Below are 15,916 nucleotides of genomic sequence, written 5' to 3'. Positions count from 1 at the left end.
TAGGTTGCGCCCTATCCGATTTTTTCCATACGCTTATCTTCCCGAACACTAAAAAAACCGGACAGGGACCATGCGCAAAAGTTACGGTAAGGATTTGGGGACCGAGCTTGTTTCAACTTCTTGTTTGTTCCTTAATTTCCGTATCAAATCCTGCATATCCTCCCCTACTTTCCTTTGTAATACCCTTGCATATATTTGGGTGGTCGATAGTTTGGTATGTCCCAATAACTTGGAAACCGTTTCTATGGGAACCCCGTTTGATAAGGTGACGGTAGTCGCAAAAGTATGCCTGGCCACATGGAAGGTGATGTTTTTATGTATGCCGCATGCTTTGGCTATCTCCTTTAAGATTTGATTTGTCTTTTGATTGCTATAGACCGGTAATAGCTCACCTGTATGGATCATTTCCTCTCGGTACTTTCCTATAATTTCTTTTGCCTTGGGCAACATGGGGATCTTGACCGGTTCATTGGTCTTTGTCCTTTTGGTATGTATCCATTGGTTGCCATCTATCCCAAGTAGAATCTGGTCGGGTCTTAGTCCCTTGATATCGATATAGGAGAGCCCTGTATAACAACTGAACAGGAATATATCCTTGACCCTTTGAAGACCTATGGTCATAAAGGAGGTCTCCTCGATCGATCTCAGTTCTCTTTCGGTAAGGTAGCCACGTTCATTTTTTACAAATCGAAGCTTATAGTTCCTGAACGGGTCCTTCTCCAACCATTCCATCTTGAGGCTTAGGTTGATTATTTTCATCAACCGTTCCATGTGTTTCATTACACCGTTATTGGTGCAGGTCCTTCTAGCGGTCTTTGGTCGGTACGTTCTGATGTAGTTTTCGAAGTTGACGATGAACCTGTAGTTCAATTGGATCAGATAGATGTCATCGGTCTTTAACTCTTCCCTTAGATATTCCTTCAAATACTTTTCCGTCGAAAAGTAATTTTTGAGCGTTCCCGGTCTAAGGGCATTGTTGATGTTCTTGTTGTGGTACTCCACGGCCCTCATCAAGGTCATTCGTTCCTCGTCCTCCCCGAAGTACCTTAGCTTGATAGCCCTGGCCGTTATCAGCTTCCTTTCCGAGTGCAATTGCTTGTGGGCATTGAGGACTTCGGCATATACATCGTCCAAATAGGTGTTGAATAAAATAAGGTTTTCACTGGTTTCTTTGGCCCTGCACCTGAAAATATCCCAATTGCACACCGCTATGTCCCGCTTTATGCTGAATTCCGAACGTTCCTTATTGACCGTAATCCGAACATAAATGTCCAGTTTTTCGGGATTGTTCCTTTTCTTTCTAGTGAAGAATATCACCCCTAAAGTGCTCTCCGTACGCATGTTGCAGGTCTTTTTGATTAAACGTAGTTTGTTTAAAGACTACATCCAGATGCTCTAAACGCCATTTAAAATAAGCACAAATTGCGTACCGCTTTGCACACCGGATTGCACACCGGAAAGGTGGTTTCAGATGATATCAAATGATCGTAGGAAAAATGAAAAACCCTGCCAATCAATGAATTAGCAGGGTTTGATGCCACTTGAAAAGTGGTTCGTCGGGGTGGCAGGATGCCACGTATCGTTACAAACAATTGATTTTCAGTATTTTTACTGTACTTACCTCGTGATAATTCCCTTTATGGACACTCGGTTTTCGTAGTAGCTTTAGGAACGTAGTTATTCTGTGAATTTTACGAGAATAAATTTACGGAATATTTTCATACAATGTCATCTAACTTCATTTAGCTGAAAAAGCCCCCGCCATTAATTCCTGTTCTCCTCTAGAAATTCCAATTTTTTCGGCAATCTCCTTCCATTGAGTAACGGAGTTTAGCACTTCTTCGATAATAGTATCCATTTGTTTATCGTTCAAACGAAAGTACTCGCCTACATTTTTTGCTAACTCCAAATCCAAAGAATTGTTCTCCATGTCAATGTTCAATGCTAGTCCATCTTTATCTGTTGATGGGTTAATATCATAAGCGGGAGAAAGTACCCAACCTTTGGATGTTAGAATAAAACCATGATTACGCAAATGGTCATCCGTATTTGAAATCGCAATATTAAAAACAATCCTGCGCCATAATTGGTGTAGGTTTTTGTCAATGTTTACTCCATTGGTTTGGATGAATTCGGCGATGTCCAGATAACTTGCTGGGCTATCTCGGATAGTATCCTCATTATTACCTGTCATGGTCATTGCAGAGGAAAAATGGATGCGTTCTTCTTGTGCCCTATCAAAACGTTGTGTAAAAAACGTATGATAGTTTCCAACTATCCTTTCGATTCTTGAAGATGCCATTTCGATACCACAATTTACGGCTAATCGATATGCCAAAAATTCCCATGCCCCTTTATCTATAATATCATTTTTGGATGGAAATTTTGCTATCCATAGGTTTCCGTGTTCATCCAAAATATTGGCTTTGGGTCTCGCTCCTCCCAAGGAAGATCCAGGAGCCATGAGAACGGCCAGCCATTTTCTTACCTCATCATTGTCCGTATCGTTTTCAAAATTCTTGGCTGCTTCTTGAAGCTCCCTGACCGATGACCACGGTGGGGTGGGATTGCTTTCGCTATTATCCAGAAATGGGCCTTTAGGGTCTGTCTTAAAGCGCAAAGCTCCCATCCGACTTTCATCGTACACTCCTAATAAATAATCGATCTCATATAAAGTCGGAGCCTTTTGATCTTTTTCTTTTGCAAGTTGAGCCGCTCGTCTTTTCATTAGTGTTCTTCCCCACGTATCAGGCATACTATCCAAAAAAACTCCAAAATTCTCTTTGTTATTGGGGTACTGCGGACCCGAATAAAATTGGATATCCGGGTCTAACAATAGCTGTTGTTCCGATTTTATCCAATCCTTATTGTATTCGAAACTAAAGGCTTTTTTCCCTTTGGCATAATGAGCGGCAAGAACACCTATCATCTTAGCTTCTGGCATTCCTTGCCAATGTGCATAAACATATATGTCAAATTTACCTTGTGCCATTGTTCCCTTTTATAATAAATCTAAGTCCTGTAGTTTTCTTCCGAATTCGTCATCTGTCGCCAACTTCAAGAAATCATCTTGCAAACCAAGTGCGATCAGAACATTAAAATATGACCCAATCGCGACCTTCGAATTTCCTTTTTCGATTTCGTAAAGGGTTCGTCTATTTATCCCAGCCCTTTCGGATACTTGAATGGTATTAAGCTTTCTACGCTTACGGGCAAGTTTGATATTTTCCCCTACCTGCTCCATTATCTTTTGATATTTTGGGAATAGGACAGCTTTCTTATTTTTCATTTTGGGTAATATTTATCCCAAATATACTATTTTTGGGTATAATAATGCCCATTTTTATAGAAAATTATTTTAATAATCAACGGGTACTCATCTTACAAAAAGAGCTTAATAGGATAAACTTCTACGATTATTGTAACAGAGTAAGGGTAAATTTTCGACTTTTTTGTAACAAAGTCAGGGTAAATAGTGTGCTAAAACCAGCCTTACATGCCGTACATAAATTAGCTTAGCATGCAAAATTTATGAAAAAGTTTGTATGCCAACGTTTTACATTGGAATAAGCCATATGAATCATAATCTGCCCAATGAAGAAAAAAAATTAACCTTTAGTGCATGATACAGGACTTGACATTCCCCCCCTCGCCTAAACGAGTGTGTTTGTCTCCATCGCAGAACGCGGATTTCATTGAGAGATGAAGTCCCATAAAACACGAATTTTGGAGACCACCAAAAAAGACCTAGTTTGAGATATTCATGAAAAAGCTCCCAGAAATTGCAAAGTATAGTCATAAAACGGCGAGTTAATGAAACTCTTTGGAGGGAAGGAGTAAATTCCTAAGAAAGGTTGGTTTTACTAGACCAAGCCAAGTGGTGGGAGAAATTGCGATTCTAGGGAACTGGACTAGGGACTTTTCATAGGAGCTATTGGTAACCCGAGTAATTATATTTTTTCAAATAATACTCCCATCATTTTAAAACCTATGATTTCATTTTCATTATCTCTAAGAAATTCCAACGGATTAGGCGGAATTTCTAATAAGTCCTTTGATAATGTTGAAACTTCTGCCTTCCAAGCTCCATTTCTAAAATAGTAAAATAAGGTTTCATTTTCTAACCTTAATTCTTTTCCTATTTGAAATTCTTTGTTATAATAAGTTCCAACAAATTGTTCTAATTCACTTATCGAATATTTATGTGTTATAAGTTCTTTAAACAATCTAGGCATATCGCCATCTCTATCATCAAATATGAACTGCTTGCCATCTTGCTCTATGAAGAATTTAATTCGAGAGTCGAAGCTACCTCCTATAAAAGCAAAATTGTGATTTCCTAAAGGAACCAATTCCCCAATTTTTTCGCCATCCGTATCTTGATAAATTAGATTATCTCCCTTAAGTTTAATTTCTCGAATAGAATAATCTTCGTTATTGTAAAATAAATATGTCCCTTCATATTTTTGTAATTGATTTTTGGAAATAGCAATACTTTTTACTGACTGTAATTTATCTTTTTCCTTAGTTGAGGTGATTGGTTTTATGTACAAGTCGACCAACTTAAAAAAACGGTCTCGAAAGTCCCAACTAAATGAATTTTGCGTTGTAAAAAATGCCAAGTCCAGTTCCGGGAAGTATAAGTATTTTGAAACAAAACCACCTCTGCTCATTCCATCAAAACCAACTCCATTGTACCCATTATGGGTTTCAAACTCAACACCTAAACCAAAATCAATGGTTTTACCGTCATTTAATTTGGCCTTAGTGTGCATTTTATTCCATAACTCTGATGTGCCTACAGTTGAATTTTGGATACCTTGGTGCCATTTGAACATATCTCTCGGTGTAGTTAATACTTGTCCGTCTCCATTATAGACTAAAGAATGCATATGAGTTTTATAGTATTGCCCTTCATCTTCGGTATACCCTATAGCTCTATTTTTGATGATAGCAGATGTGTTATTTTCTTTTACCGTATTTGTCATCTCAAGTGGTAAAAAGATTCGCTCTTGTAAGAAGTCTACAAAGGATTTTCCAGAAACATTCTCAATAATGTTTGCAAGTAGAATGTAGTTAGCATTTGTGTAATGATAATATTCACCTGGTTTAAATTTAAGCTCCTTGATCTTTGTAATAATATTAATCACTTGTGACTGTGATAAATAATCATGCCATCTTATGTCCAAAACATCCAAATAGGGGTCAACTTCCTTAATTCCGCTTGTTTGAGTAAGTAGATTCTCAATAGTTGGATTTCCTTTTTTGTAGTGAGGAAGATTTTCAATGTATTTATGTACTGGGTCTTTGATTGATAATTTACCTTCTTCTTCTAGCAAAAGAATCGCTGCTGCTGTAAATTGTTTACCAATTGAGGCAATATCAAAAACCGTTTCATTATTTATTGGAACATTGTAGTCAAGATTAGCAATTCCATATTGCTTTTCAAAAACGATTTTATCTCCCTTAAATACAGCAATAGAAAATCCGGGTTCGTTTTCATTGACTTGATATAATTTATCAATTTCAGAATTTAAATTTTGGGAACTTGCGAAGTTTGTCAGCAGACAAAATGATAGTAATTTTATAGCAAATCCAATTCTATTCATATCGTTGGTTTTCTTTTAAAGAATATATTTATTTCGGATTGTTGCGATTGATTGAATTTTTTCAATGGTTAAGAATTGTATATTATCAGTGATTAAATGTCTATTGTATGTACAATAAAAATAGGCAATTTGGTCTAGGTTTTCTCAAGCTAAAAAGCCCTATAAAATAGCCGTTTTAAACAACTACTCCGTTCGCAAGCTTTTTACAGGATTGGCAAGGGCTGATTTTATACTTTGAAAACCGATGGTAATCATGGCAATTATCAATGACATAAACCCTATCAATGCAAACACCCACCAGTCTATCTCTATTCGGTAAGCAAAACCTTGCAGCCAATCGTCCATAAAATAATAAGCTATTGGGCAAGCGGTAAGCAATGCAATAACCACCAACTTTAAAAAATCTTTGGAAATGAGTGACACTATTGCCACTGTGGAAGAACCTAATACTTTTCTTATTCCTATCTCCTTAGTGCGTTGCAAAACACTGTGGGATACCAAACCGAACATACCCATACTCGCAATAAAAAGTGCCAGTATTGTAAAAATATTAAATGTACTGCCCAATCTTGTTTCACTATTATAGAGTTGGGCGTATGTTTCGTCCAAAAATTTAACATCAAAAGGCACCAAAGGAGCTGCCTCATTCATTACTGAAATGATGTGCTTTTTTGTTTCTTCAAAATTATCGGTGCTAGCGCTCATAATTACTTCACCATAAGTTTTGGCCCATTCAGGCCTCATTCTCATATAAAGGGGTTCGATGGCAAGATCAAACTTTTGAATATGAAAGTCTTTTACCACACCAATTACATGCCCTTCGTCAAATTCTTTTCCTACCGATGTTCCCCAACCTAATGACCTGGCCGCCGCCTCATTGATGACATATCCCTCTTTTTCATCTGTTGCAAAATCTTCGGAAAACGCCCTACCTTCAACGATTTCCATCCCTAAAACATCTAGGAAGTCATAGTCTACAAAGGTTCTATAAATAAGGAACTGTTGCTCGGTGGTATTACCCTCCCAGTTATTAATATAACCTTGATTATCAAATTCAAGCGGTATTTGAGAACTTATGGAAACCTTAGTTATATTGGGGTTTTTGAGCAGTTCATTTCTTAGAACATCTTCATTCTCGGCAATTTCATTGGTCGAATAGGGTACGTGAACAATATGTTCCTTATCATAACCTAGGTTTTTGTTTTGCGTAAATTGTAGTTGTTGGTATATGATCAAACTGCCTATTGCCAGAACGATCGCCGCGGTAAATTGTCCTACTACCAAACCGTTTCTAAGCCAGGCATTTCTTCCTGAATTTTTTAAAAAGTTGCCTTTAAAGGCTTTGACCGGAGAAACACCAGAAAGGAAAACTGCAGGGTAAAGACCGGAAAGGCTTCCCACAAGAATCGCTATACCAAACATGCCAAGCAACAACCACTTGCTGCCTACTATGTCAAACGGAATGTTCTTGTCAAGCAATTGTCCAAATTCAGGCAAAAGCAGAAAAGCCAGACCCAAGGCGAGCAGAAAGCTAAAAATGGTAAAAAGAAACGATTCGCCCAAGAATTGGGATATGAGTTGTCGTCTATTGGCTCCTAAAACCTTGGTCATGCCAATTTCCTTGGCTCTTTGTGCCGACCGTACCGTGGTCAAATTCATATAATTTATAGACGCCAATAACAAGATGACGATAGCGATCAAGCTGTAGAGATGTACATATTTCATATCTCCATTGGGCTCCAGTTCAAAATTAACCTTAGAATATAGGTGAATATCCTTTAAAGGCTGAAGTTGATAAATGGGTGCTTTTAGTCCATACTTTGCATACTCTTCTTTCGCATTCTTTCGATAACCTGATAGCTTAGCTTCCAATTCTTTGTAATCGGTTCCCTCGGCCAATTTCACATAAGTGACGGCAACATTGTTTCCCCATGCATTCCTGTTTTCCATATAATGGGGAGCGGCACTGATCGAAGCAATATACGAGTAGTTAAAATGTTGGTTTTTTGGTGGGTCTGCAATGACTCCTTTAATGGTAAACTCGGTACTCCGATTAAAGGTTATGGTCCTGTTCAAGGGAGATTTACTTCCAAAAAATTTTTTGGCCAGGCTTTCGGTAAGTAAAACGTTCAAAGGCTCTTCCAAGGCAGATTTTCCCTCACCTGAATTCAACTTAACGGTAAAAACATCAAAAAAACCTTTATCGGCGAAAATGCCTTTCTCGCTAAATACTTCTTTGCCTTTGCTTAATAGATTCGAACGCAAGTCAATGCCTGTTTTGGCCTCTACTTCAGGAAAATCATCGAGCATGGCCGTACCTAACGGCAAAGGCGTACCGGAAAACAAATCGGTGCCCTTATATTCATTGCCAGGTTGTTTGCTGATGACCCTATAAATATCGTCCGCATTTTCGTGTTGTTTATCATAACTGAGTTCGTACTGTACAAATAAGGCTATTAGAATAAAGGCGGTCATTCCAATGGTCAAACCCGACAAATTGATATAGGAATACAACTTTCCTTTTTTAAAATTCCGCCAAGTGATTTTTAGATAGTTTTTGAACATGGTTTTTTCTACTTGAACTTAAAAATGGACTTTATTCCGTCCGTAAGCTTTTCACAGGCTGCATCAAAGCCGTACTAATGGCCTGATAGCTTATAGTAAGTATCGCAATGATCAGGGCAATAGCCCCTGCCGTTAAAAATACCTGCCATCCAATATATATACGATAGGCAAAATCTTCCAGCCAACGGTTCATCATATACCAACCGATTGGGATGGCTATAGCAATTGAAATTAGTATCAACTTCATAAAATCAAGGGTAAGCAATTGATATATACTCTTGAAAGGGGCTCCCAATACCATACGAATGCTAATTTCTTTTTTTCGTTGCTCTACCATAAAGGCAGATAGAGCAAAAAGACCCAAGCAGGCCACGAAAATCGCGAACAATGCAAAGCTGTTGAAAATTTTCCCCATACGTTGAACATCTTCGTGCATTCGGGCAAATCTTTGATCTAGAAAACTATAGCTTAAAGCTTGGTTTGGTACGTTGCGGTCCCAAATTGCTCCAATAGCGGCCAAAGATTCCCCCATGCCGCCGGAACGAATTTTTACTGCAATCGTTCCAAAGTCGATACCTATTCGCAAGGCAACGGGAGTGATATCCTCTTTCAGGGATTTGAAATGGAAGTCCTCAACAACACCGACAACGGTCCATTGTTGGAAGTTGTTATCAATTTGTCTTCCAACGGGGTTTTTAAGTCCAAGGTCCAAGGCCATTTTTTGATTGATAATTATAGAACTCACGGAATCGGAAGCAAATTCCCTTGAAAAGCCGCGGCCTTCCACTATTTGCATGCCCATTGTTTCGATATAGTCGTAGTCCACGCGCCAAGTTTGGCTCAAAACACCGCCATTTTCGCTTCCCTCGCCCACAAGGGTAAATGTTGTCTGATCCCGTTTGGAGTCGTCAACGGGCAAATAGTCGCTTCGAGAAACTTGTTGCACCTGCGGTAGTTGCAAGAGTTGTTCCTTAAAATTATCGGACTTGGTTCCCAGGACATTTGCACCTTCCAAAATCACGACCTGCTCCTTGTCGTACCCCAGTTCTTTCTTTAAGATAAAGTCCATCTGTTTATAAATAATTATTGTTCCAATGATGAGGATAACCGATGTTGCAAACTGAAAGACGACCAACCCGCTTCGGAGCCTACCACTTTTACCGCCAGCGACCCAACTCCCCTTTAAAACGTTAATAGGCCGAAAGGCTGAGAGGTAGAACGCCGGGTATAGCCCGGCAATTACTCCAATAGCCAAAGCGGAAATGAATAGAACAGGAATAAAAGCCCATGCCGCCCAAGGCATTTCAATCGTTTTTTCGGCAATGGAATTGAATAGGGGAAGCAGCAGCCATGCCGTTGCCACTCCGATTATAAAAGATAAGAGGCTCAATAAAACCGACTCCGTTAGAAATTGGGCCACTAGGTTGCTCTTGAAAGCACCTATGGTCTTGCGCAGACCGACTTCTTTTGCCCTGTTTGCGGATTTTGCGGTAGACAAATTAATGAAGTTTATACAGGCCAAAATCAAAATAAACCCTGCAATGGCAGCAAAGAGCCATACAAAACGGAGGTCTCCATGTTTTAAACCATCGGCCATTTCAATATCCGATTTTAGATGGATATCCTTTATGGGCTGCAATCTGTATTCGATGCTCTTAAGAACTTCTATGAAAGAAGCATCCCTGCCTCTTTGAATCTGGGCAGGAATCACATAGTTCTCTAGAATAGACCGCATTTTGTGCTGCAATTCAGCAACATTACTTTTTTTGTCCAGAAGGACATAGGTAAAGTAGTTTTGCGATGTCCAGCTAAAATTGGTATCCTCGATTGGGAGCAGAAAATCGAAATCGAGATGTGAGTTACTTGGAAAATCGGGCATCACACCTGTTATCGTGTATGGCCTGGAAGCGTTATCGTCAAGAATCAAGGTTTGCCCCAAAGCTTTTCCATTGGGAAAATATTTTGCCGCCTTCGATTCTGAGATGACGATGTTTCCCGGATTTGTCAATGTCTCCTTGGAATTTCCGTGCACCAACGCGATTTCCAATATTTCAAATATAGTCTGATCGCCATACAGGAAACCCTCTTCAAAGATGTTCTGGGTCTCTGTGCCTGAACGGAAGGCTCTTTTACCACCGGAAGAAAGTGCGGATCCAAATATTTTACCTGCCTTTTCAATTTCGGGAAAATCCGTTTCAAGTGTCTGAGCCATGGGCAAGGGGAAATGGGTGCTTTTTTTCATTTCTCCATCTATTTCCGCCTGCAATACAACCCTGTAAATTCGATCTGCATTGGCGTAGTGCCCATCGTAGCTAAGCTCATCTTTTATAAAGAGCGCTATTAACAAGCAGGCGGCGATTCCCACGGCAAAACCACCGATTTTTATAATGGTAAAAAGTTTCTCTTTTTTAATACTCCGCCAAGCTATCTTTAGATGATTTTTGAACATAGTGTTCTAATTTTTTAATTAATATTAGTGTTGCTACTTCATTCCGCGCGCAAACTTTCTACGGGGTTGATGGTTGCCGACTTTATTGATTGGAAACCAACAGTTAGGAACGTAATGACCAAGGCCCCGCTGCCTGCAAGTACAAATATCCACCATTCAATATCTATTTTATATGTGTAATTCTCCAACCATCGCTGCATAAGTAAATAAGAAATGGGAACTGCCAGAATGAATGCTATTATTACCAACTTTATGAAATCTTTAGTCAATAGTTGAACAACTGAACTAATGCTAGCACCCAGTACTTTTCGAATACCGATTTCCTTTTTCTTTTGTTCAGCTGTATACGAGACCAGACCAAAAAGGCCCAGTGTAGCGATAAGTATAGCAAGAATGGTAAAAAACGCGGCGATTTTCCCAATTCGTTTTTCCTCTTCATAACGCCTTTCTACACCTTTGTCAACAAAGGAATACATAAAGGGGGTACTTACCACTGTAGATTTCCATATCTGTTCCATGCTTGTTAGGATTTCCTGTAGGCGACCGGCCTCCAACCTAATCAACATTCTACGTGGGGCGGCTATTCTTTGGAGTACCAAGGGTGCTATCGCTTCTTTAAAAGATGCGTAGTGAAAATCGCTTACAACCCCAACAATTTCAAATTCGAGATTGCCATCGTCCGTTGCCGATACCATTTTAGAACCTATGGCCCTATCCTTTGGAATACCCATTGCTCTCAAAGTAGATTCGTTTACCATAACCTGCGTACTGTCAGTCTGTCTTAAACCCCTTCCATCGAGCAAGGTGATTCCCGCAGTTTCGGCATAGTCCTCGCCCACCCAATTCAAATAGCCTTCAATATGTTCTTCGGCACTCTTCCCCGGAAGATAAAGATCCAATTCGTAGTTGATGTCCTCGGATAGGGATACCCAATTTCCAGTTATGGATTTAACACCTGTAATATTTAAGTACTGTGACTTTAAAGGATAGAAATTGGTTCTGGCACTTTCGGTATTCATCTCCAAGGAAATCAAATTCTCCTTTTTAAACCCTAGATTTTTTTCTTGTGTATAGTTGAATTGTTGCCAAATAATAATGACGATACTGATTAAACCAATGGACAGCACAAATTGGAAGACGACTAACGCCCTACGCAAATTTCCACTTTTTGAATCTTTGTTAATTACGTTCTTTAAGACCGAGGCCGTTTTAACCGAAGACAGTACCAAGGCCGGGTAGATACCGGCAAGCAAACCTGTTAAAACCGCCAGCAAAATTAACGAAAGTATGATTCCGCCATTCAATAAATTGACATAGGACAGGTTACTATCCGCTAGTTCATTGATAAAAGGTAGCAGTGCTATTGTAATGGGAACACTTATAAGTACAGCACAGAAAGATAGTAGCACGGATTCGCCCAAAAATTGAAAAATCAACGATCCCTTATCGGCACCTACAACCTTTCTGATACCAATTTCCTTACCCCTTTTATTGGCTCTGGCCGTACTCAGGTTAATAAAATTGACGCAGGCTATCAACTGGATAAACAATGCCAATATCGATAACATATACAGGTATTGAATATTTGAAACCCTATCTATTTGAGAAGTTATTCCAGCCGAATACAAGTGGATATCGGTTACTGGCTGTAACAACAATGTACGTTTGATACCTCTTTCTTCCAATTGTGTCCCTGCCCGTGATTTTAAAAAATCGGGTAGTTTTTGTTGCAGTCCATCTGCTCTTGTGCCCGGTTTTAATTTCACATAGGTATAAATAAAAGTATTGGTCACATAATCGGTAACCTGTCTTACGTAAGCTCCGAGACCCGGGGTATTCATGCTTATTATATAGTTCGGGTTCAAATGGGATTTTCCTGAATCCTCATCAAAAACCCCCTTTACGGTCAACTTATTGGGTTCTCCACTAAATCCCGAAATCTCCACGACCTTATCCATTGCTTTTTCATCGCCGAATAATTTTTTGGCCAGGGTGGAGGAAAGTACCAAGGTGCTAGGTTCGTTCAGCGATTTCGAATTCCCTTCCAACATACGATAGTTGAAAATCTGAAAAAAGGTAGAATCCGCCAGATACGCTCTGGGCTCGTACAAGCCTTCTTCGGCACCTGAAGCTTTTATCATATCAACATTAAATAAATCAATATTGATCACCCGGGTTACCTGTTCTATTTCAGGAAAGTCTTCTTTCAAGGCGAAGGCAATAGGGGGCCCTGTAGTGGCGGAATTGATTGTTTCGGTGTTTGCTCCGCTACCATCGGTTATCATGCGCACGCGATGAATAGATGACGCCCTATCGTGGTGCTGATCATGTCCTGTTTGATCAAAGACGTACAAAAGAATTGTCAAGCAACTTATTGTACCGATTGTAAGACCCAATAAATTGATTAATGTCTGCTGCTTGTCCTTCAACAAGTTTCTCCATGCGATTTTTAGATAGTTTTTGAACATAGTTTAAGATCTATTCGTTGTTTCTATTCACTTCGCAAGGTATCCGCGGGATTTACCATTGCAGTTCTAAGGGATTGAGAGATGATGGACAACAAAGCCACGAGCATTACAATGAGCAGGGGTACTACGAACATCCAAATTCCCATCTCAATTTTAAAGGCATAACCTTCCAACCATTTTTTCGTAATGAAATAAATAATAGGCAGGGCTATTGCCCCCGATATCAAAACAAGACTCAACAGTGTTTTCGGAATGATTACCAACGCTTGTCCAACAGACGCACCCAAGACTTTTCGAATGCTTATTTCCTTGGTTTTCTGCACGGCCATATACGAACCTAGTCCGAATAGTCCCAAGGCTGCAATTAATATGGCTAAAATGGAAAAGAGCAAACAAACCTTTCCGAATTTGATGTCGGCCTCGTATTGTCGATTAAAATGTTCATCTACAAAGAAGTGGTTGTATAGATCATCAGGAAAAAATTCCTTGTATTTGGCCTTTATCTCATTCATCGGTTCATGTACATTTCCAGCAATGTTTACGGTCATATAACTTGCGTAGTTGTAGCCATCGAAATACAGAAGTATTATGGGACTATAGGCTTGTTGTAACGATTGCTGGTGATGGTCCTCTACCACTCCGATGACTTCCGCGGTACGATCCATAGGGCCGAATTGGTACACTATCTTTTGGTTGAGCGCCATTTCTGGTTTGTTGAATCCCAAGATTTTTGCGGCCGAATTGTTCAATATGGCCCTGTGTCCTTGCCGTACTGGGCCATCATCATCATAGTAAAATGTTGCATCACCTTCGACAAAGTCCCTTCCGGCCAACAATCGAATATCGTAAGTTGTCAAAAAGTCGTTGTCTACACTTAAAAACTTGCTCCCTACCGCCAACTCCTTTCCTTCCTGTGGCTTTCTTACCCCATTTTCCCATTCAATGGCCCGCCCCGGGATTTCATTTGATAAGGTGACAGAGTTGATTTTCGGACTTTGTTCTAATTCATTCTTAAATGTTTCGACTTTCCCTTGAATAGTAGAATCGGTGTAGATTGGCGCACGAAGCACCAAATTGTGGTTGGCCTCAAAACCCAAATCCTGATTCTGCATAAACGAGTACTGATTGTAAACAATGAAAGTACCTGCGATCAGTGCAATCGAAATAGCAAATTGGGTAACCACGAGCGCCTTTCTCAGCACCAACCCTTTTCCTGTTTTCTCAAAGCTCCCTTTTAGCACATCGACGGGCATAAAACCAGAAAGGACGAAGGCGGGATATAGTCCGGCAAGGATCCCGCCGCCCATGAATATTACCAGCATAGCCATCCAAACCTCCCATTCGGCCCACATTCCCAAACTCAAGACTTCCAATCCGACCAATGCGTTGAAAGATGGAATACACAGACTAACCAATAGAACGGACAAAAGCGTCGCAAAGAAGTTGATGAACAACGATTCGAACAAAAATTGCCAAACAAGTATCCTTTTACTCGCTCCCACGACTTTTTTCAGCCCTACCTCTTTTGCGCGCTCCATCGATTTGGCAGTAGATAGGTTAATAAAGTTGATAAGGGCAATGGCGATAATGAATGCCGCGACCAGCATTAAAAAATAGAGCGTTGCTTCGCTATTATTGGTGGAAATTTCTTTTTTCAGATCGGACTTCAGATGAATGTGCCTCACTGGCTGTAATGCGAATCTCGCCTCAAAACCATGCTCATTCATAATATCACTAAGATATTTCTGGGCAAATGCAGGAAAGCGTGATTCAATTAGTTTTGGGTCAGTACCAGGTCGAAGTTTTATATAATTGTAGAATTCGGGCCATACCCAGCTGGTTGTCCAGTCATTATCGGTACCTAGAGTTGAGTAGGAAACGACCATGCCTAATGGCAAATGTGTATTTTGTGGGGCTTCTTCGAAAACCCCTGTTACCTTTAACTCAAAACCGTCGTTAAGCTTAATCTGTTTGCCAATCGGATTTTCATTCCCAAAAAACCGTTTTGCAATACTTTGAGAAAGAATGATTGTATTCGGTTCTTTCAAAGCTGATTCTGGGTTTCCTTGATACAAGTCGATGGCGAACATTTCGATAATGGAGTTGTTCGCTAAATAAATGATGTCGTCCTTGACATCGGATTGGACCTTTTCGCCGTGTTCGTTTGTATATGATAGGATAACAGTACCCGAAAGAGGTATGGATTTATTCACGATACGAGTAAAATCTTCCACTTCCGGGAAATCTGCGAGCATGGCCGGACCCACTGTTGGATGATTGGTAGCTGAAGTCTGAAACCCTTTATTGCCTAAATTGTTAGTCAAGGTTACACGATAGAGATCATCAACATTGGGCAGGTGTTCATCATAACTTTTTTCGTAAGCCACATATCGGGTCAATAATACAAATGCAGTTATGCCAATAGTAAGCCCTAGAACATTAATAGCTGAAAACAGCCTATTTTTTCTAAAAAACCGGAATGCTATTTTGATGTGATTTTTTAACATTGTTTGTTTTTTGATCAATGACATAAGATATCTGCCTTGGAATGGCACTAGAAATAGAACACAGACATCTCGAAGATGTTAATTTTTACCCAATAACTATTCCAATTTATTAATATTCTTTAAATCAATTAGTTATGATTAGCATTTTAAATTGACCCCATTTAGGTGTAAAAAAAATTGACAAAAAATGTCAATTAATTGTACAATGCCTAATAGATGCAGAAATACCTTTCCTAAGATGAAAATCAAAAAATAGTATGTCTAATTAAACAAAGTTTTTATTGAGACGATGTAGTACTGACCTTCCAACACATTCCA

The 15,916-nt window shown here is 39.6% G+C and carries 8 protein-coding genes; all 8 read right to left on the bottom strand.

Annotation, left to right across the window (positions count from 1 at the left end; genetic code table 11):
* Positions 1 to 81: 81 nt before the first annotated feature.
* Positions 82 to 1,341: a site-specific integrase gene (locus Q0993_RS00930; RefSeq protein ID WP_299528871.1), complete on the bottom strand. Its 1,260-nt coding sequence runs from the start codon at positions 1,339 to 1,341 to the stop codon at positions 82 to 84.
* A 397-nt stretch (positions 1,342 to 1,738) separates the two neighbouring features.
* A complete protein-coding gene (locus Q0993_RS00925; RefSeq protein WP_299528868.1) occupies positions 1,739 to 2,992 on the bottom strand; it encodes a type II toxin-antitoxin system HipA family toxin in 1,254 nt (417 codons plus the stop codon).
* Between the two features lie 9 nt (positions 2,993 to 3,001).
* Positions 3,002 to 3,289 carry a helix-turn-helix domain-containing protein gene (locus tag Q0993_RS00920; protein ID WP_100871566.1) on the bottom strand — a complete coding sequence of 96 codons (288 nt, stop codon included), beginning with the start codon at positions 3,287 to 3,289 and terminating at the stop codon, positions 3,002 to 3,004.
* Between the two features lie 661 nt (positions 3,290 to 3,950).
* Positions 3,951 to 5,609, bottom strand: a complete 1,659-nt coding sequence (locus tag Q0993_RS00915) for a serine hydrolase (RefSeq protein WP_299528862.1) — start codon at positions 5,607 to 5,609, stop codon at positions 3,951 to 3,953.
* Between the two features lie 183 nt (positions 5,610 to 5,792).
* On the bottom strand, positions 5,793 to 8,174 hold the full coding sequence (locus tag Q0993_RS00910; RefSeq protein ID WP_299528860.1) for an ABC transporter permease: 2,382 nt from the start codon (positions 8,172 to 8,174) through the stop codon (positions 5,793 to 5,795).
* 31 nt (positions 8,175 to 8,205) lie between these two features.
* Entirely contained in the window at positions 8,206 to 10,623 is a 2,418-nt protein-coding gene (locus tag Q0993_RS00905) for an ABC transporter permease (protein WP_299528857.1), read from the bottom strand.
* A 38-nt stretch (positions 10,624 to 10,661) separates the two neighbouring features.
* The gene (locus Q0993_RS00900; RefSeq protein ID WP_299528854.1) at positions 10,662 to 13,091 is read right to left on the bottom strand and encodes an ABC transporter permease; all 2,430 of its coding nucleotides are present in this window, start codon (positions 13,089 to 13,091) and stop codon (positions 10,662 to 10,664) included.
* A 23-nt stretch (positions 13,092 to 13,114) separates the two neighbouring features.
* Positions 13,115 to 15,598 (bottom strand): ABC transporter permease, encoded by a 2,484-nt coding sequence (locus Q0993_RS00895; protein ID WP_299528851.1) that lies wholly within the window; start codon positions 15,596 to 15,598, stop codon positions 13,115 to 13,117.
* Positions 15,599 to 15,916: the final 318 nt, after the last annotated feature.

The sequence above is a fragment of the Ulvibacterium sp. genome (assembly GCF_028285715.1).
Classification (GTDB): domain Bacteria; phylum Bacteroidota; class Bacteroidia; order Flavobacteriales; family Flavobacteriaceae; genus Ulvibacterium.
The sequence above is the reverse complement of the archived record's forward strand: the minus strand, read 5'-3'. Positions and strand labels throughout refer to the sequence as shown.